At 75.7% G+C, this 18,150-nt stretch carries 17 protein-coding genes; 9 read left to right on the top strand and 8 right to left on the bottom strand.

Annotated features, from left to right (window positions below):
* Positions 1-46 precede the first annotated feature (46 nt).
* Entirely contained in the window at positions 47-916 is an 870-nt protein-coding gene (locus LG634_RS18350) for an MHYT domain-containing protein (RefSeq protein WP_226734942.1), read from the bottom strand.
* A 279-nt stretch (positions 917-1,195) separates the two neighbouring features.
* On the opposite strand from LG634_RS18350, the gene LG634_RS18345 reads away from it, so the two are divergent.
* From LG634_RS18345 to LG634_RS18335, 3 genes are all read left to right on the top strand, one after another.
* Positions 1,196-2,197 (top strand): glycerophosphodiester phosphodiesterase, encoded by a 1,002-nt coding sequence (locus LG634_RS18345; protein WP_226734941.1) that lies wholly within the window; start codon positions 1,196-1,198, stop codon positions 2,195-2,197.
* A gap of 49 nt (positions 2,198-2,246) precedes the next feature.
* Positions 2,247-2,792 carry a methylated-DNA--[protein]-cysteine S-methyltransferase gene (locus tag LG634_RS18340; protein ID WP_226734940.1) on the top strand — a complete coding sequence of 182 codons (546 nt, stop codon included), beginning with the start codon at positions 2,247-2,249 and terminating at the stop codon, positions 2,790-2,792.
* A 95-nt stretch (positions 2,793-2,887) separates the two neighbouring features.
* Positions 2,888-4,168, top strand: coding sequence for an MFS transporter (locus tag LG634_RS18335; RefSeq protein WP_226734939.1), 1,281 nt, complete (start codon positions 2,888-2,890; stop codon positions 4,166-4,168).
* Between the two features lie 9 nt (positions 4,169-4,177).
* On the opposite strand, the gene LG634_RS18330 is transcribed toward LG634_RS18335, so the two are convergent.
* On the bottom strand, positions 4,178-4,546 hold the full coding sequence (locus tag LG634_RS18330; protein WP_226734938.1) for a cupin domain-containing protein: 369 nt from the start codon (positions 4,544-4,546) through the stop codon (positions 4,178-4,180).
* Between the two features lie 169 nt (positions 4,547-4,715).
* Here LG634_RS18330 and LG634_RS18325 point away from each other — a divergent pair, with 169 nt between their 5' ends.
* Together LG634_RS18325 and LG634_RS18320 are read left to right on the top strand one after the other, a co-directional pair.
* Positions 4,716-5,651 (top strand): pseudouridine-5'-phosphate glycosidase, encoded by a 936-nt coding sequence (locus LG634_RS18325; RefSeq protein WP_226734937.1) that lies wholly within the window; start codon positions 4,716-4,718, stop codon positions 5,649-5,651.
* Positions 5,648-6,547, top strand: a complete 900-nt coding sequence (locus LG634_RS18320; RefSeq protein ID WP_226734936.1) for a carbohydrate kinase family protein — start codon at positions 5,648-5,650, stop codon at positions 6,545-6,547. The genes LG634_RS18325 and LG634_RS18320 overlap by 4 nt, the downstream gene beginning before the upstream one ends.
* A 231-nt stretch (positions 6,548-6,778) precedes the next feature.
* On the opposite strand, the gene LG634_RS18315 is transcribed toward LG634_RS18320, so the two are convergent.
* On the bottom strand, positions 6,779-7,429 hold the full coding sequence (locus LG634_RS18315; protein WP_226734935.1) for a nucleoside/nucleotide kinase family protein: 651 nt from the start codon (positions 7,427-7,429) through the stop codon (positions 6,779-6,781).
* A gap of 92 nt (positions 7,430-7,521) precedes the next feature.
* On the opposite strand from LG634_RS18315, the gene LG634_RS18310 reads away from it, so the two are divergent.
* Together LG634_RS18310 and LG634_RS18305 are read left to right on the top strand one after the other, a co-directional pair.
* Entirely contained in the window at positions 7,522-8,970 is a 1,449-nt protein-coding gene (locus LG634_RS18310) for a WGR domain-containing protein (RefSeq protein WP_226734934.1), read from the top strand.
* A gap of 67 nt (positions 8,971-9,037) precedes the next feature.
* Positions 9,038-9,697, top strand: coding sequence for a DUF2293 domain-containing protein (locus tag LG634_RS18305; protein ID WP_226734933.1), 660 nt, complete (start codon positions 9,038-9,040; stop codon positions 9,695-9,697).
* A 104-nt stretch (positions 9,698-9,801) separates the two neighbouring features.
* On the opposite strand, the gene LG634_RS38245 is transcribed toward LG634_RS18305, so the two are convergent.
* The 4 genes from LG634_RS38245 to LG634_RS18285 form a co-directional block, all read right to left on the bottom strand.
* A complete protein-coding gene (locus LG634_RS38245; RefSeq protein ID WP_226734932.1) occupies positions 9,802-10,464 on the bottom strand; it encodes a chaplin in 663 nt (220 codons plus the stop codon).
* A gap of 187 nt (positions 10,465-10,651) precedes the next feature.
* Positions 10,652-11,869 carry an SWIM zinc finger family protein gene (locus LG634_RS18295; RefSeq protein ID WP_226734931.1) on the bottom strand — a complete coding sequence of 406 codons (1,218 nt, stop codon included), beginning with the start codon at positions 11,867-11,869 and terminating at the stop codon, positions 10,652-10,654.
* Positions 11,866-14,733: an SCO1167/SCO6262 family helicase gene (locus tag LG634_RS18290; RefSeq protein WP_226734930.1), complete on the bottom strand. Its 2,868-nt coding sequence runs from the start codon at positions 14,731-14,733 to the stop codon at positions 11,866-11,868. Before LG634_RS18290 ends, LG634_RS18295 begins: the two co-directional genes overlap by 4 nt.
* Positions 14,734-14,842: 109 nt before the next feature.
* Complete coding sequence (locus LG634_RS18285; protein ID WP_226734929.1) at positions 14,843-16,270, bottom strand: helix-turn-helix domain-containing protein; 1,428 nt, start codon at positions 16,268-16,270, stop codon at positions 14,843-14,845.
* Positions 16,271-16,425: 155 nt separating this feature from the next.
* On the opposite strand from LG634_RS18285, the gene LG634_RS18280 reads away from it, so the two are divergent.
* Together LG634_RS18280 and LG634_RS18275 are read left to right on the top strand one after the other, a co-directional pair.
* Entirely contained in the window at positions 16,426-17,034 is a 609-nt protein-coding gene (locus tag LG634_RS18280) for a hypothetical protein (RefSeq protein ID WP_226734928.1), read from the top strand.
* Positions 17,035-17,148: 114 nt separating this feature from the next.
* Positions 17,149-17,478: a DUF6343 family protein gene (locus LG634_RS18275; protein ID WP_226734927.1), complete on the top strand. Its 330-nt coding sequence runs from the start codon at positions 17,149-17,151 to the stop codon at positions 17,476-17,478.
* A gap of 41 nt (positions 17,479-17,519) precedes the next feature.
* Here the strand turns inward: LG634_RS18275 and coaE are convergent, their stop codons facing one another.
* Positions 17,520-18,119, bottom strand: coding sequence for a dephospho-CoA kinase (coaE, locus tag LG634_RS18270; RefSeq protein WP_226734926.1), 600 nt, complete (start codon positions 18,117-18,119; stop codon positions 17,520-17,522).
* Positions 18,120-18,150: the final 31 nt, after the last annotated feature.

Genomic DNA, 18,150 nt, shown 5'->3' with positions numbered 1-18,150 from the left:
CACCGTACGACGCTGCACCGACAGTCTTGCCGCGTTGCCCATCGGATCAGCGTTCCCGCTGGTAGGAAGCCTCCTCCCAGGGCGGTCGCGCGGGCCAGACCGGCCGCGGCGGGGCGGGGACGGGCCGGCGGACCTCGCCGGGCTTCTGCCAGTCCTGGTTGCCCATGACGAGCAGCGGGTCGAACATCACCACCACCCCGGCCAGCACCAGGAAGACCACCGGTCCGACCAGCAGGGGTGCCAGCAGGGTGGTCGGCTCGTCGCCGCCGAGCCGGCCGAGGCCGCCGACCATGCGGACCCGGACGGCGGCCATCGCGGTGTAGTGCATGCCGGTGACGGCCAGGCCCATCACGAGGCTGGCGCCGACGGCGGGCAGGAAGCCGCGGATGCTGACGGCGGCCCAGAGCGCGGCGGTGGCGGCGACGACGGCCACGACGACGGACAGCGCGACGATCTTCGTGTCGTACTCGATGCGTCCGTGCAGCCGCATGCCGGCCATGCCGAGGTAGTGCATGGAGGCCACGCCGAGACCGGTGATGGTGCCTCCGGTCACGAGGGACATCGGGGTGCTGCCGCGGTACCCGACGATGAAGATCCCGATTCCCACCATCACGATCGCGACGCCGAGGCTCGCGAAGGTGATCCGTTTGTCGTAGTTCAGTGGCGACCCCGCGACGGAAAAGCCCATCATCGCAATGAAGTGCATTGTCCAGATTCCGGATCCGATGGCGGTCGCCCCGAGGGCGAGCCAGCCGGGCCGCCAGGAGCGCTCGACGAGGAGGGACCGGGTAGTGCACCGCAGTCCGAGCGCGCCGCCCAGACAGGCCATCAGATATGCGGCGAGGGGCGTGATCAGGCCATAACTGAAGCCGTTGATCACCCCGTAGCCGCCGGACACCGCGTCCGTGCCGTGCATCCTTGCCCGCCCTTCCGCCGCGTCAGGCCGCTTGCCGGTCCAACTTTCGCTGGTACGGGCCCGATTGATGGCGAGATTAGGCCGAGTGGGTGCACCCGCGCACCGCCTCCGCCCAGATTGGCCCCGCCTGATTTCCGCCACCGCGACGTTCCGGACGGATTCGTTCATCCCGTGGCCACCCGCGGCCCGTCCCCCGTTGCAGGTGCGCTGTCACGCTGACCCGTGGTCACCACCGCGTCGCCCGCCGGTCGTCCGGCAGCCGACACCGAGGAGAACGCCATGTTCGTACGATCCTTCGCGGCGGCCGCCGCCGCGCTGCTGGGCCTCACCTTCGCCGTGCCGCAGGGCGCCTCCGACGGCCCCGCCTCCGCCTCGTCCGTGGTGGCGGCCGCGGCCGCCACCACGGTGCCGGGCGTGCTGTCCGGAGCCCCCGCGCCGGATGCGGCCGGGCCCGGCGGGCCCCGCGGGCGGGCCGCCCGCGGCCGGGACCCGTTCCGGCTGGGCGCGCCGGTCGCGGTCGCTCACCGGGGGGCTTCGGCGTACGCCCCGGAGAACACCCTGGAGGCCGTCGACTACGCCGAGCGCCTGGGCATCGACTGGGTCGAGAACGACGTCCAGCGCACCCGCGACGGAGAGCTGGTGGTCATCCACGACGACACCCTGGCCCGCACGACCGACGTCGAGACCGTCTTCCCGGGCCGGTCCCCGTGGCGGGTCGGGGACTTCACGGCGGCGGAGATCGCCCGGCTGGACGCGGGCAGCTGGTTCGGCGCGGCGTACCGGGGGGCCCGGGTGCCGACGCTGGACCAGTACCTGCGGCGGATCGGCTTCAACCAGCAGCGGCTGCTCCTGGAGATCAAGAAGCCGGAGCTGTACCCGGGGATCGAGGAGGACCTGCTGCGGGTGCTGGACCGGGCGGGCTGGCTGGACGAGCACCACGTGACGCACCGTCTGGTGGTGCAGAGCTTCAGTGCCGACTCGATCCGCACCGTGCACCGAGAGCGGCCCGACCTGACCACCGGTTTCCTGGGCACTCCGCCGGTCTCGCAGCTGCGCGACTACGCGGCCTTCACCGACCGGATCAACCCGGCGTACAACACGCTCTCGAAGGAGTGGGTGGACGCGGTGCACGCCCTGCGGGGGCCGCACGGGAAGCGGCTGGACGTGAACACGTGGACGGTCAACAACGCGGACCTCGCGCGCCGGGTCCGGGACCAGGGCGTCGACGGGATCATCTCGAACACGCCGGACGTGGTCCGGGACGCGGTGGGCGGCTTCTGAGTCCACAGGGTCCGGGGGCGCTGTCGGCGGCCGGCCGTACCGTGGTGGCGTGAACGAGAACAGCGACGCGCAGCAGCTCGAATGGACCCTGGTCGACAGCGCCGTCGGTCCGCTGTTCCTCGCCGCCACCGGCACGGGCCTGGTCCGGGTCGAGTTCCACGGCAGGGAGCGGATGGCCGAGGCGCTGGAGTCACGGCTGGGCACGCCGGCGGTCCGGCCGCCGGCCGGCCGGGAGGTCCTGCTGGCCGAGCCGATACGCCAGCTCGCGGCGTACTTCGACGGCCGGCTGCGGGACTTCCGGATCCCCCTGGACTGGCGGCTGAGCGCCGGCTTCAACCGCCTGTGCCTGCGGGAACTCGCAGCCGGAGTGCCGTACGGGACGGTCATCGGGTACGGGGAGCTGGCCGCGCGGGCCGGCCGGCCGGGCGGGGCCCAGGCCGTGGGGGCGGCGATGGGCTCCAATCCGCTGCCGGTGGTCGTGCCCTGCCACCGGGTGGTGGAGAGCGACGGCGGGCTGGGCGGCTTCGGCGGCGGGGCGGAGGCCAAGCGGATCCTGCTGGCGCTGGAGGGCGTCCTCCCGCAGCCGCTGTTCTGAGGGCGGCGGCCGCGGCCGGTTCCGGGCGCGGAAGGCGTGGTCGGCCGGGGTTCCGCCGTCGCGCCCCGGTCGGACACGAGTGCGACACTGCGGCCGTGACTACCGACTCTTCTCCCAGTACGCAGCCCGGGCCCGCGGTGTCCGCCGAGGCGCTGCCCGCCCTGCAGCGGCGCATCTCCCGGGTGCTCATGGCCAGCCAGATCGTCAGCGGTCTGGGGGTGCCCATCAGCATCGCGCTGGCCCCGGTGCTCGCCACCGAGATCAGCGGCACCGAGGAGCTGTCGGGACTGGCGTCGAGCGCCGCGGTGGCGGGCACCGCACTGGTCTCGCTGCCGCTGGCGGCGCTGATGACCGCGCGCGGCCGGCGGCCGGGCCTGGTGCTGGGGTACCTGACGGGCGCGCTGGGCGGCGTCCTGGTGGTCGTCGCGGCGATGGCGGAGAGCTTCCCGCTGCTGCTGCTCGGCATGGCGCTGTTCGGTGCCGCCTCCTCGGCGAACCTGCAGGCCAGGTTTGCGGCGGCCGACCTGGCGGAGCCCGACCACCGGGCGCGGGCTATCTCCACGGTGGTGTGGGCGAGCACGCTCGGCGCGGTGCTCGGCCCGAACCTGTCGGCCCCTGCCAGCCGCAGCTTCGACGGCACCTCCATACCCGGGACGGCGGGCCCCTTCGTGTGGGCCGCCGGGATCTTCGTGCTGGCCGCCGTGGTGGTGGGGGTGCTGCTGCGGCCGGATCCGCTGCTGACCGCCCGCGCCCTGGCCGGTCCTGCCGGGCAGACGGCGGCGGCCCGTTCGCTGAAGGCGGCCTTCGCCGCCGTGAAGGCGTCCCCGCGGGCCCGGCTCGCGCTGGTGACCATCGCGGTCTCGCACACCACGATGGTGTCGATCATGGTGATGACCCCGCTGGACCTCGGCCACCACGGCGCCGGGCTGGAGCTGATCGGCCTGGTGATCTCCATCCACATCGCCGGCATGTTCGCCTTCTCGCCGGTGATGGGCTGGCTCGCCGACCGGCTCGGCCGGCTGTCCGTGATCGGGCTGTCGGCGGGACTGTTCTCGCTGGCCGCGCTGCTCGCCGGGACCGCCGGGCCGCGGCACGGGCAGACCACGGCGGGCCTGTTCCTGCTGGGCCTGGGCTGGTCGGCCGGCATGGTGTCGGGCTCGGCCCTGCTGACGGACTCCGTACCGCAGGCCGCCCGGGCCGGCGTGCAGGGCCTGTCCGATCTGACGATGAACACGGCGGCCGGGGTCGGCGGCACCGCGGCCGGCCTGGTCGTGGCCCAGGCCGGCTACGGCTGGCTGAACGCGATCGGCGCGGCGCTGCTGGTGCCGATGGCGGGCCTCGCCCTGTTCACGGCGCGCCGGTCCGCCTCGGAGTGACCGGGGCGGTCAGAGGGTGATGTGGTACGCCTTGCGCAGGGTCTCGTGGACCGTCCACGTCGTCCGGTCGCCCTCGCGCAGCACGCAGGCCGTGCCCGGGCCGACCTCCAGGGTCTCGCCGCCCTCGACCTCGATCGTCGCGCGGCCGCTGACGACGACGAACAGTTCGTCGGCCTCGGTGTCCGTGACCACACCCGGAGTGATCTGCCAGATCCCGCGCAGCTGCTTCCCGTCGGGGGACTCCCACAGCACCTTTCCGGTGATCACGGGATTGCCGGACACGATCTGACTCGGGTCGAGTGCTTCGGCCTCCAGCTCGGCGTCCGTCACGGAGACGGCGAACGAACCGGGGCCGGGGTGGTGCTCACTGGTGCTCATGGCGGGTCACCCTAGCCCGCCCGGCCGGGCCGCCACGGCGGCCAACGCGTCCATGATCGGGCGCGTCGGCCCGTCATCCTGTCCAGCGCGGCGGCGGGTTCGCGCCACCGTGGTGCCGGTCCGCGGCGGGGGCGTTTGCCGCCCCGGCCGCCGTGCCATGGATGGGGACATGCCACTTACTTCACCTGTCGTACCGGTCCTGTCGGAGGAAGTCGGGGAGGCGGTCGCCGCGGGGCGGCCGGTCGTCGCCCTCGAATCGACGATCCTCGCCCACGGCCTGCCCCGCCCCCGCAACCTGCTCGCGGGCCGGGAGCTGGAGGCCCTGGTCCGCGCCGAGGGGGCGGTGCCCGCCACCGTCGCCCTGCTCGACGGGGTGCCGTACGTGGGCCTGGACAAGGAGCAGCTGGAGCGGGTCGCGGGCGACGACCCGGTGCGCAAGCTCGGCCACCGCGACCTGGCGCCTGCGGTCGCCGCGGGGGTGTCGGGGGCGACCACCGTCTCCGCGACGGCGTTCCTGGCCGCGCGGGCCGGGCTGCGGGTGTTCGCGACCGGCGGGCTGGGCGGCGTACACCGGGAGTGGACGCGGACTCAGGACGAGTCGGCGGACCTGGCGCTGCTGGCGCGCACCCGGATCACGGTGGTGTGCGCGGGCGTGAAGTCGATCCTGGACGTGCCGGCCACCCTGCAGCGGCTGGAAACCCTCGGAATCGGGGTGCTGGGCTACGGCACCGACCGGTTCCCCGGCTTCTACCTGGCCAGTTCCGGGGAGCCGGTGGACTGGACGGTGCACCGGCCCGGCGAGGTGGCGGAGGTGATGGCCGCTCAGGACGCGCTGGGCGGGCCGTCGTCGGCGCTGCTGGTGGCCAACCCCGTCGCCGAGTCCGAGCAGCTCGATCCGGAGCTGCACGACCGGGTCCTCGCCGAGGCGCTGGCTGAGGCCCGGGAGCGCGGGGTGACGGGGCAGGCCGTGACGCCGTTCCTGCTGGAGCGGCTGGTCGCGCACACCGGCGGGGCCTCGCTGGAGGCGAACCTGGCGGCGGTCCGCGGGAACGTGCGGCTGGCGGCGCGGATCGCCGCGGCCTGGGCGGAGCGGTCCGCCCGGTGACCGGGTCGCTGCTGGTCGTCGGGGACGTCGTCACGGACGTGGTGGCGCTGCATCCGGAGCCGCTGGCGCCGGCCACCGACACCCCGGCCCGGATCCGCACGCTGCCGGGCGGGGCGGGGGCGAACGCGGCCTGCTGGGCGGCGCATGCGGGCGTGGCCGAGGTCGCGCTGCTGGCCCGGGTCGGCGCCGATTCGGCCGCCTGGCACGAGGCGGCGCTGCGCCGGGCGGGGGTGCGGCCGCGGCTGGTGGTCGATCCGCAGGAGCCGACGGGCACGGTGGTGTCGCTGGTGGACGCGGCGGCCGAGCGGACGTTCCTGACGGACAGCGGGGCGGCGCTGCGGCTGTCGCCGGCGGACTGGTCGGACGGGCTGCTGGACGGGGTGGCGCACGTGCACCTGTCCGGTTATCTGTTCTTCGCGGTGCCGAGCCGGGACCTGGCCCGGCTGGTGCTGCGGGCGGCTCGGGACCGGGGCGTGCCGGTGAGCGTGGACCCGGCGTCCGCGGGCTTCCTGCGGACGGCCGGGCCCGAACGGTTCCTCGACGACGTCGCCGGGGCCGGGATCCTGCTGCCCAACGAGGCGGAGGCGGCCCTGCTGGCGGGGCAGCCCGCGGGTGCGGCCCCGGCGGAGGCGGCGGCCGCGCTGAGCCGGCGGGTGCCGCTGGTCGTGGTCACGCAGGGGGCGGCGGGCGCGCTGGTCGCCGAGGGCGGCGCGGTCACCGCCCGGGTGCCGGGCGCTCCGGCCCCGGCGGCGGTGGACTCGACGGGCGCGGGCGACGCCTTCACCGGCGGCTTCCTGGCAGCCCGGCTGGCGGGCGCGGCCCCGGCAGCAGCCGCGGCGGCCGGCTGCCGGGCGGGCGCGGCAGCCGTGTCCCGGACGGGCGGCCGACCGGCGTGAGCGTGCCCCCGGGCGGGCGGCGGGGGCGGGTGAGCTGCGGGCTCGGGCGGGCCTGGGCTCGGACGGCCGGTGGGTCAGACGTGCGGCCGGTGGCGCGAGGTGCCCCCGGGCGGGCGGTGGCGGCGGGTGGCCGGTGGACTCGGACAGCCCGTGGGCTCTGGCGGCATGTGGGTTGTGGCGGCGGGTGGCATGGCGGGGCGGCCCGGACGCGGCGGGGCCCGGCGCGCGGATTCAGGCGGTCGGCAGCCCCGACCAGGCCGGATGGCGCGGGTCGTCGGCGCGGACCAGGACGTCGACGGCGGCCGCCGGGCCTGTCTCCGCCTCGTAGCGGGCGAACGCAGGCAGGGTCCACCGGGCGCCGGGGTCGGTACGGCGGGCCAGCGCGCCGGCCGACAGCCCGATGTGGACGGTGAAGTCAAACGGGAACCAGTGCTTCAGCAGCATCGGGCCGTGGACGAACAACACCCCGCCCGTCGGCAGCGTCACGTACGGGCTGCGGGTGGCCCGGTCCACCGCCGGGTCCCACAGGTCCGGCAGCACCCGACCGCTGCCGCCCGGCTCCAGTGGCCCGAACACCTCCCGCCACAGCGCGGGGACGTCGTACCAGCCGTCCGGGTAGCCCTCGGCGTCCTCCCGGCCGAACTCGAAGCGGAGCGAGGCGGGCCGCAGGAACCCGTCCGTGGCGACCACGAGGACCGGGCGGCCGCGCAGCCGGAGCGCGTCGGCGGTCGCGGCGGCGAGCGTTCCGGTACCGGCCGCGGGCGCCCCGTCCACCGCCACCCGGGTCCAGCCGCCGGGGGCCGCGGCGGCGCGGGCGGGTCCGTCGAGATGGCGGGCGAGCGCCTCGGCCATCCGCTCCCAGGTGATCGGTTCGAGCTGCACCCGTCCATTGTCAGTGGTCCCCCCTAGCGTGGTGATCAGTGGATCTGCGGCGGGACGAACCCGTCGGATCCCGGCCTGGGGAGGGGTCTGCCATGTCTCGGAACACGACGTATCTGGAGCTGTCGCAAGAGGGCGGCGGCGCCCACAAGTTCTACGAGGTGACGGTCGACGGGACCGCGGTCTCGGTGCGTTACGGGCGGATCGGCGCGGACGGCCAGCTGCAGAGCTCCTCCTTCCCCACGGTCGAGAAGGCCCGGGCGGCCGCGGCGAAGAAGATCGCCGAGAAGGTCCGCAAGGGGTACGCGCCGGCGGTCCGGGGGCAGCGGGCGGCCCGGGCGGTGACGCGCCGCCAGGTGACGGCGACTCCGTCGACGGCGCGGGCCACGGCACCGGTGCTGTGGCGGTTCCGGACCGGCGCCGCGGCGTTCGGCATCCATGTGGACGAGGACCGCTGCTGGGTCGGCAACCAGGACGGCGACGTGTACACCCTCAGCCACGGCGGCGAGGTGCTGGCCCGCTACTCGCTGCCGGACGGCGTCAAGTGCCTGGTCGCGGACGAGTTCTGGATCTACGCGGGCTGTGACGACGGCACGGTGTACGACCTGTCGTCGAAGGTGCCCTTCGGCGCCTACGACATCGCGGCGGACGTGGACATCTTCTGGCTGGACATCCGCGAGGGCGTGCTGAACGTGTCGGACCGCGACGGCGGCCTGACGGTCATCGACCACGAGGACGAGTTCCAGTGGTCGCGCCGCTCCGCGGGGGCGCACGCGTGGATGGTGCGGGCGGACGACCGCGCCGTCTACCACGGCCACAGCCAGGGCGTCACGGCGTACCGGCCGGACGGCGGCGGGGAGTTGTGGCACACCCGGACCGACGGCGGAGTGCTGTTCGGCTGGCAGGAGGAGCACGCGGTGTACGCGGGCACCGGGCGGCACACCGTGCAGCGGCTGTCGAAGACCACCGGCGCGGTGGAGGCGACGTACCGGTGCGATGCGGCGGTGTACTCGTGCGCGACGTCGCCCGACGGCCGGTACGTGTTCGCCGGCGACCTGGCCTCGTCGGTGTACTGCTTCGACGCGTCCGGGCAGCGGCTGTGGAAGCTGGGCACTGGTGCCGGGGCGGCACTGTCGATGCAGTACCTGGCCGGGAAGCTGTACCTGGTCACCTCGGACGGCTCGCTGCTGTGCGTGGACGCGAGCGAGTCGGCGATCGCGGCGGCCGAGCAGGGCTCGCTGCCGGCGACGGTGGACGTGAAGTCCGCGGCGGCGCTGCCGACCTACGCCCCGCCGGCCTCCCCGGCGGCGGTGGCCGCGGTTCCGGCGGCCTCGGTGGCGGCTGCGGGCGGGGTGGTCGTCGAGTGCGTGCAGCAGGGCGGCCGGCTGCGGGTGCAGGTGATCTCCGGGGGGTACGAGACGGGCTGGCACGTGCAGTTCCCGCGGGGCATCCGGGAGCCCGGGGCGCGGTACGTGGTGGACGGCCTGCACCCGGCGGCCGGAGGCTTCTACCGCGTCCGCGGGGAAATACGCCGCCTGATCTGAGCGGCGGCGGGCGAAAACGGGGCCGGGCAGAGGTGAGAGGGCGGTCCGGCGGCGGTATCAACCAGGCATGAACCTCGTCGTGTTCGAGGCGCTGAAGCCGGTGCGGTGCGCGGGCTGCCGGCAGGGGCCGCTGCCGATGCTCGTCCGTGAGGACGGGGTGCCGCGCTGCCTGCACTGCGTCGATCTCGGTCATCTCGTCTACCTGCCGCGGGGCAATGCCGCGCTCACCCGGCGGGCCCGTGAGGGCAGTTCGCTGTACGCGGTGGTGGTGCGGTACGAGAAGCGGCGGCGGCGCCACGAGCGGCAGGGCCTGCTGGTCGAGGAAGAAGCGCTGGCGCGCGCGGAGGTCCGCTGCCTCGCGGACGCCGAGGCGCGGGCGCGGCGGCGGGAGCGCGACCGGGTGTTGCGGGAGGCCTCGGACGCCCGGTTCACGGCCGCGTTCGCCGCGGAGATACGGCGGCTGTTCCCCGGCATCCCGCCGGAGCGGGCGCTCGCGGTGGCCGCGCACGCGTCGGTGCGGGGCAGCGGGCGGGTGGGCCGCACCGCGGCCGGCCGCGCCCTGGACGAGGACGCGGTCTCGGTCGCGGTGCGGGCCTCCGTGCGCCACGTCGACACGGAGTACGACGCGCTGCTGATGGCGGGGGTACCGCGCCATCGGGCACGCGCCCGGCTGGCTCCGCGCATCGAGGCGATCCTGGCGGCCTGGCGGCGGCCGGCGGCGGCCTGAGGCGATCCTGGCGGCCTGAGGCGGGCCGGCGGCGGCACCTGCGGGCCGCCGGGACGTCCGGCGGTGCCTCGCGGCCGCCCGGCAGGCGCCCGGCGCCGCCGGGGTCAGCGGCCGGCCGGGCGGAAGCGGCGGTAGAGGACGGCGCCGCCGAGGAGCAGGGCGGCGCCCGCGGGGACGGCAAGGCCGACGGCGTCGGCGCCGGTGTGCGCGAGCACCGGGCCGGGGCGCTCGGGGGCGGGCGGGGTCACCGGCCGCTCGGCGGGCGGCTTGGGCTGCTGCACGGGCCGGTGCGGCTGCGGGGGCTTCGCGCCGCTGCGGCCGGGCTCGGTGGTGTTGACCGAGGTGTTGCCGGTGGCGGGGTTGCCGATGCCGACCACGTTCACGGAGTTGCCGGACACGTTGACCGGGACGTCGACCGGGAGCTGGATGCCGTTGCCGGACAGCACGCCGGGCGAATCCTTTCCGCTGCCCTGGGCCACCGCTCCCCCGGCCGGCCGGGGCTCCGGTTTGGAACTCCCGTGCGGGGCGGGGCCGGTATGGCGGCCTTCGTTCACGCACGTGTTGCCGGCAGCCGGGTTGAGCAGCCCGACCACGTTGACCGTGTTGCCGCACACGTTCACCGGCGCGTGGACGGGGAGTTGCACCAGGTTCCCGGACAGCAGCCCGGGCGAGCGCACCGTCGCGCCCTCCGCGTCCGCATCGGCGAAGGCGTACCCGGTGGCTCCCGCAACCGACAGCGCACCACCCGCGACGACCGCCGCGATCACACCGTTCCGACGAAGCTGCCGACTCGGCCGACTCTGCCGCATCAGTTTCCCTGCCTTCCGGAGGAGTTGACGGGTGTTCCACCCGCACCGGGAACAACGCGGTAAACCCGTTCGGGTTATAGAGCCGGTATGCATTTCACTCCATCGTGTACTGCGACTTCCCTGTCTGCCTATGAAATTCCGCAGGTCAAGGCCGGTGCAGCGCTGCGACGGGGTCCGGTGCCGACGGACCGGCGGGCCACCAGTCCGGCCCCGGCGAGGCGCCGGGCGTGCCCGTGTACGGGTACCAGAGGCCGTCGCGGCCCAGGCGCAGCTGGCGGCCGCCCAGGGTGAGGGTGTTGCGCTCCGGCCGGAACTGCCCCTCGCCGGCGGCCAGCAGGGCCGGCCGGGCCCGGTCGAAGGGACCGGCCGGCGGGTCCCACGGCTCCTCCAGGACCTCCAGGCCGGCGAGCCCGCCGTGCCGCCAGGCGGTGGCCGCCCGCGCCAGGTCGTGCACCGGCCGCCCGGCGGCCCGCGCCAGGTCCCGGTACAGGGCGCGGGCCGCCCCGGTCAGCCCCTGGGTGGGGTGGGCGGCGGCCAGCCGCACGGCGTCCTGCCACAGGGTGAGCCCCGCCATCGGATCCCGCCCGGTGGCGAGGATCGCGTACGCCCGCGCCGCCGCGTCCGTGGCCAGCTGGTCCAGCGCCAGCGGGTCCGGAGCCCCCGGGCCGTCCGGGTACGACGGCGGATGGCCGGGCCCCGGCGGGTCCGGCAGCGGCGGGGGCAGCGGCGGCAGGCTGCGCGGCGCGACCGCCGTCCGGGCCGGCACCCCCGGCAGGCCCGGGGCGCCCGCGGTCTGCTCCCGGGCGGCGTGGGCGGCGTTGCGCCGCGTCAGCTCCTCGGTGAGCTCCCGCTCGCCGCGGCCGCGCAGCAGCAGGAGCACGAACGGGTCGGCGTCCAGCAGGTGCGCCACCCGGTGGCAGAGCGCGGCCGCGTGCTTGCACGGCGGCCGCCCCGGGTCCGGGCAGGAGCAGCGCGGGTGCAGCTCGCCGGGGCCGGGCAGCAGCGCTTCGGCGAGCCCCTGCGGCACCTCCCCTTCGAGGAGCGCGGCCAGGTACCCGGGGTCGGCCGCGGTCCGTTCCAGGAACACCTCCCAGTCCTCGGCGGCGAAGACGTCCAGGGCGATCTCGGTCCGGTACGGGCGGGACCGGCTGCCGCGGACGTACGCCACCAGCCGGCCGGGGGTCACGGTGACCGCCTCGACCCGGCCCTCCTCGGCGTAGCTGCGGCCTCGGGCGAGGCGTCCCTGGTCCCGGGAGAGGGCTTCGAGGGCGGCCACCCAGGCTTTCCCCCACCAGGTGGCGGCCTGTGCCCCGGCGGGCAGGGCGTCGAAGGTGCGGCGGCGGTCGTCCCGCGCGGTGATCATGAGGGCCTGCGCAGGGAGACGAGGTCGGAGAGTTCGGCGTCGGTCAGTTCGGTCAGGGCCGCCTCGCCGCTGCCCAGCACCGCGTCGGCCAGGGACCGCTTGGCGGCGAGGAGTTCGGCGATCCGGTCCTCGACGGTGCCTTCGGCGATCAGCCGGTGCACCTGCACGGGCTGGGTCTGGCCGATCCGGTAGGCCCGGTCGGTGGCCTGCTCCTCCACGGCCGGGTTCCACCAGCGGTCGTAGTGCACGACGTGTCCGGCGCGGGTGAGGTTCAGCCCGGTGCCCGCGGCCTTCAGGGACAGCAGGAACACCGGTACCTCGCCGGACTGGAACCGGTCGACCATCTCCTCCCGGCGGGCCACCGGGGTGCCGCCGTGCAGCAGCTGGCAGGGCACGCCGCGGCCGGCGAGGTGGTCGGCGAGGATCCGGCCCATGGTGACGTACTGGGTGAAGACCAGCACGGCGCCGTCCTCGGCCAGGATGGTGTCGAGGAGTTCGTCGAGCAGGGCGAGCTTCCCGGACCGGTGGGCGATCCGCGGCCGCTCCTCCTTGAGGAACTGCGCGGGGTGGTTGCAGATCTGCTTCAGCGAGGCGAGGAGCTTCATCACCAGGCCGCGGCGGGCGATGCCCTCGCTGGCCTCGATGAGCGCCATCGTCTCGGTGACGGCGGCCTGGTAGAGCGACACCTGCTCACGGGTGAGGGCCACCGGGTGGTCGGTCTCGGTCTTCGGCGGCAGCTCCGGTGCGATGCCCGGATCGGACTTCCGGCGGCGCAGCAGGAACGGCCGCACCAGCCGGGCGAGCCGGGCGACGGCCTGCTCGTGCCCGGGGTGCTCGCCCTGTTCGGCGGCCCGGGCGTGCCGGGCGCGGAACGCGGTGAGCGGGCCGAGCAGCCCCGGGGTGGTCCAGTCGAGCAGCGCCCACAGCTCGGACAGGTTGTTCTCCACCGGGGTGCCCGTGAGTGCCACCCGGGCCGGGGCGGGGATGGTCCGCAGCGCCTTCGCGGTGGCCGAGTGCGGGTTCTTCACGTGCTGGGCCTCGTCGGCGACGACCATCCCCCAGCGCTGCTCGGCCAGCCGGGCGGCGCCGGCCCGCATCGTCCCGTACGTGGTCAGCACGAAACCACCGGCGAGGCCGTCGAGGGTACGGCCGCTGCCGTGGAACCGGCGCACGGGCACGCCCGGCGCGAACTTCTCGATCTCCCGCTGCCAGTTGCCCAGCAGCGAGGCGGGGCAGACCACGAGGGTCGGTTCGGGACGGGCCCGGTGCAGGTGCAGGGCGATCAGGGTGACCGTCTTGCCGAGACCCATGTCGTCGGCGAGGCAGCCGCCGAGGCCGAGGGAGGTCATCAGGTCGAGCCAGGCCAGGCCGCGCCGCTGGTACTCCCGCAGTACGGCCGACAGCCCCGGGGGTTCGGGCAGCGGCGTCAGGTCGGAGGTCAGCCGGGTGCGCAGCGCGGCGAGCGCACCGACCGGCACCGCCGCCACGGCCTCGCCGTCCACCTCGGTCTCGCCGGTGAGCGCCAGCGCGAGCGCGTCCACCGGGTCGAGGACCCCCAGGTGCCGCCGCCGGGCCTTGCGGACGAGCTCCGGGTCCACCCGCACCCACTGGTCGCGCAGCCGGACGACGGGCCGGTGGGCCTCGGCCAGCAGGTCGAGCTCGCCGGGGGTGAGCCGGTCGCCGCCGAGCGCCACCTCCCATTCGAACGCGAACAGCTTCTGCGCGTCGAAGAACGAGGTCCCGTCGGCGGCCGAGCCGGGCGCGGCACGCACCACCGCGGTGGCGGTCAGGGTGCGGGCGAGCTCGCGCGGCCAGTGCACGGGCACCCCGGCGGCGGCGAGCCGCGGCGCGGCCGCCCCGAGCAGGTCCTCCAGCTCGGAATCCGACAGGGCGAGGACGTCGGGCACGGGCTGGTCCAGCAGCCGCAGCAGCGGCGGCCAGACCCGGGCCGCCCGGCGCAGCGCGAGCACGGCGTCGATCCGCGACCGCGGCCCGAAGCTGTCGCTCGCCGCCTGCCCGGCCCACAGCAGTCCCGCGTCCGTGATCCGGGTCGGATCGGCCAGGCTGTGCACCTGCACCACGGCCGCCCCGGCCCGCCGCACCTCTTCCGCGTCCCCGGCCCGCCGGCCGCCCGCGGGCTCCTGCCCGGTGTCGGCGGAGGCCTCGAAGAGGCCGAAGGCATTGAGGTCGAGGCGGAGCGAGACGCCCACACCGGCATCGGCGCCCGCGGCCACCTGCACCGCCCACTCGCGTATCTCCGGCACCTGCTGCGGCTCCGCGGCCGCGAACGGCCGGCCCGCCGCGTGCGGGGCCGCCGGGGTGCGCGGCAGGCTGTCGGCCACCGCGTCGAGGAACGCCCGCAGCAGCGCTTCCGGTTCCGGCAGCAGCAGCGGGCGCCCGTCGGGCAGCGGCATCGCGTGCGCCTCGTACGGCATCGCGGCGGCGACCGCCCGCAGGTGGGCGAGGTCGTCGGCGGTGAGCGGCCCGGCCCGCCAGGCGTCCTCGCCGCCGGCCGTCACCCCCGGCAGCAGCAGGCCCCGCGCGGTGAGCTGGAGGGCCTGCCGGGCTGCCGCGCCCCAGCAGCGGGACGCGAGGTGGGCGCCCGGCTCGGACGCGGCCCGCGACAGCAGGGGGACGGCCGCCGCCACGGGCAGCAGCACGGCCGGCACGGATCTGCGGCGCGCTCCGGAACCGTGTGGTCCGGCCACCGTCAGCAGGGTGTGCCGCGCGTCGTCCGGCAGCGCTCCGGGCAGCGGTTCGGCGGCGGGCGACCAGAAGGCCACCCGCCCCTCCCGCGGCACCTCCGCGGGCATGAAGACGGCGGCATGGCGCAGCAGCGCGCGTCCGCTCTCACGCGGGTCCATCGCAGCCTCCCTCCCCATGGGCAGCCGGTCGGTCACTCACTGCGAGTCTAGGCGCGGGCACTGACAACGGGCCTGGCCTGTGGATATCGTCCGGCTGCCGCGGATCGGCTCAGCCCGTGGCCCAGCGCCCCGACTCCGCTGCGTAACCGTAGACGGGCCGGCCCGCGACCGCGCTGGTGCGGAACGGCCGGCCGCCGTCGTCGATCCGGGTGGTGCCGGAACGGCCGCCCGCGGTCCACTGGAGCTCCAGGTACCAGCTGCAGTCGCAGCCGCTCGCGGCCGCCTCCACCCGCAGCACCGCCGGCTCCCGCTCCGAGACCTTCAGCGGGAACGACGGCGCGGGCAGGTCGTGCTCGCCGTCGTGCCCTGCGACCGGCCGGGCCAGGGGGCGCGGGGCGTCCAGGTTCACGCTGAACACGGCGGGCGTCAGCGAACCCCCGCAGCCCGGGGACATCTCGTACACGTTCCAGGGCGGCGGGGTGCCGCGCCCGGTGACCCGTACGTGCAAGGCCTGCAGCACCACGGGCTGCCCGGTCCGCCCGCCGACGGTGGCCTCGACGATCTGCCGCTCGGCGTGCACGGCCCGCTGGGCCCGCGCCCAGCCGGGGGCGTCCTGTTCGACGGGCGGCGCGGGCACCGCGGACGGGGGCCGGCCGATGAGGTAGGCGTGGTCGCAGCCGGCCTGCCACACGTGCGAGCGGACGCCGACGGTCAGCGGCCGCGCGGGCACCGGTGGCGGCACGGCACTGCTCCGGGCGGGCGTGGGCACCGGGCTCGCCGTACGGGAGCCGGCCGGAGGACTGCCGGACGGGGTCGCCGAAGGCGCGCCGGCCGGCTCCGTGGTCGGCGCGGCCGGGCCGCCCGAGGACAGGGCCGGCCCCGGCGGCAGCGGCTGCGGCGACCGCAGCCCGCCGGCCGTCCGCTCGCCGCCCCCGGCGGGCAGGCCGATCGCCAGCACCAGCGCGAGGACCAGACCGACCGCCAGGGCCACGGCCGCCGCGGCCGCGGACCTGCCGCCCCGCCGGTACCAGGGCGTACGCACGTCCGCCGCGGGCGGCCCCACCCGTACGTCCGGCAGCTCCCCGGCCTCCGCCCGGACGCCGGCATCCACGGGTCCGGAAACGGCATCGACAACGGCTTCGGCCACGGCCACGGCTTCGACGGGTCGAGCGAGTCCGGCCGGCTCGGCGGCTCCGGCGGCCGAGCCGTCCTCCTCGGCCGCCGGCTCTCCCCCCTCGGCCCCCGCCCGCGCCGCCGACCGCCGCCGGGCGTCGGCCAGCAGCCAGGCGCGGTGCAGTTCCAGGGCCGCCTCCGGGCCGGCCCCGCAGGCCCGCGCGAACCGGTCGACCGCCCCGAACTCGGCCGGTACGGCGTCCCCGCTGCAGTACCGGTGGAGCGTCGACGTGCCGGTGTGCAGGCGCTTGGCGAGCACCCCGTAGCTGAGTCCCGACCGTTCCTTCACCTGCCGCATCAGACGCGCGAATTCCTGCGTCTCCGCGGCTCGTTCCGCCTTGCCCACGGCTTCCCCCCGTCCCATGACACCGTTCCATGCAGAGGGCGTTCCCCCAGGTCAGCCCCTGTGCGGCCGTTCCATCGTCCCGGATCGGCGCCGTTCCATTGTGCGGCACCCGCCACCCCGGACAGGCTCGGAGGCAACAGCGACACACACTGCATGAAACGGGGAGCACCATCGTGTTCAAGCGTTCCACCGCCCTCGCCGTCGCCGCCCTCGCCGCGGCCGCCGTCACCGCCGTCACCGTCCCGGCGGCCACCGCCGCGCCCACGGCGCCCGGCTTCCTCAAGGGCAGCGACCTGCCTGCCGTCCCGGGCACCTCCTGGAGCACCGGCCCGGTCAGGAAGGGAGCTCCGTCGCCCGGCCTGTTCTGCCTGGCCAAGGCGTTCCCGGTGGCCGGCACCTGGCACCGCACCTTCGGCACCGACCTGGACACCGGCGCCCGCCAGGTCTCCGTGCGCGCCGCTTCGGTGACCGAGGCCAAGAAGCTGACGGCCACCCTGGAGAAGAAGGTCGCGGCCTGCGCCGCCGACTGGCTGCGCAAGACCCCCGGCGGCACCGCCAGCTGGCAGGACTACGGCAAGCTGGCCGTCGAGGAGGGCGCGCACGTCTACGGCGTCCACACCGCGGTCCCGGAGTCGGAGCACGGCGTGAACCTGTTCGGCATCGGCCGCGACGGCTCCACCGTCACGGTCGTCGACTTCACCCGCATGGGCACCCTGAACGACGTCCCGGTCGCCGCCTTCAAGAAGACGACGATCACGGCTGTCAAGAAGCTCAACCCGTAGGCGCCCCGGACCGCGCGGGGCCGGTCGCACGCACCGGCCCCGCGCTCCGTGCGTGAGCGGCGGCGCTGCGGGCAGCAGCGGTGAGACGATGGACGCAGGACGAGGCGATGCCCGATGCGTACCGGAAACGAACCGCTGACCGCCCGCAGCCCGCTGCGGCTGCGCTTCTGGCTGAGCATCTGGGGGCTGCTGTGGGGCGTGGCCGGCACGGCCGCCTTCGCGCTCGCGGACCGGATGGGGTGGGCGATCACCTGCGCCGTCCTGACGATCGTGGTCGGCGCCGACCTGATGATGGTGGTGCACCGCCTGCACCAGGGCCCGCACTACCAGCCGGGCCGCGACGTCCCGCCGTACGAGCCGCTGCACGACGACGATCCGCCGCCGCCCGGGCACCCGGGCCCGCCGTACGGGCAGCAGCCGGACCACCGCGACGGGGCCCGGTGACGGCGGAGGCCGGAGACCTGGGGGCGCTGCGAAAGCCGGGCTCAGTGGCCCGCGCGGCCGACCAGCTCCTCCCAGACCTTCCTGACCTGCGGCTCCAGCGCTTCCAGCGGGCCGTCGTTGTCGATGACGAGGTCGGCCACGGCGAGCCGTTCCGCGCGCGTCGCCTGGGCCGCCATCCGCGACCGGGCCTCGTCCTCGGTCATCCCGCGCCGCTGCGTCAGCCGCGCGAGCTGCGTTTCGGGCGCCGCGTCCACCACGACCACCAGGTCGTAGAGCCGCCCGAGCCCGTTCTCCGTCAGCAGCGGTACGTCGTGCACGACGATCGCGTCCGCCCCGGCGGCCGCCTCCAGTCGGGCGGACCGGTCCCGGACCAGCGGGTGCACGATCGCGTTCAGCGTCTGCAGCTTCTCGCGGTCGGCGAAGACGATCGCACCCAGACCCGGCCGGTCCAGGCTTCCCTCGGGGGTCAGCACGGACTCCCCGAAGGCCTCGACCACGGCCGCGAGCCCCGGCGTACCGGGCTCCACGACCTCCCGAGCGATGCGGTCGGCATCGACGACCACCGCTCCGTACCCCGCCAGCAGCGAGGAGACCTCGCTCTTGCCGGCACCGATCCCGCCCGTCAGGCCCACTCTCAGCATGGGCCGAAGCCTATGCCCCGCACGCCCGTCC

The sequence above is a fragment of the Streptomyces bambusae genome (assembly GCF_020532645.1).
GTDB classification, from domain to species: domain Bacteria; phylum Actinomycetota; class Actinomycetes; order Streptomycetales; family Streptomycetaceae; genus Streptomyces; species Streptomyces bambusae.
Note: the sequence above shows the minus strand (reverse complement) of the source record. Positions and strands in the feature narration are given on the sequence as shown.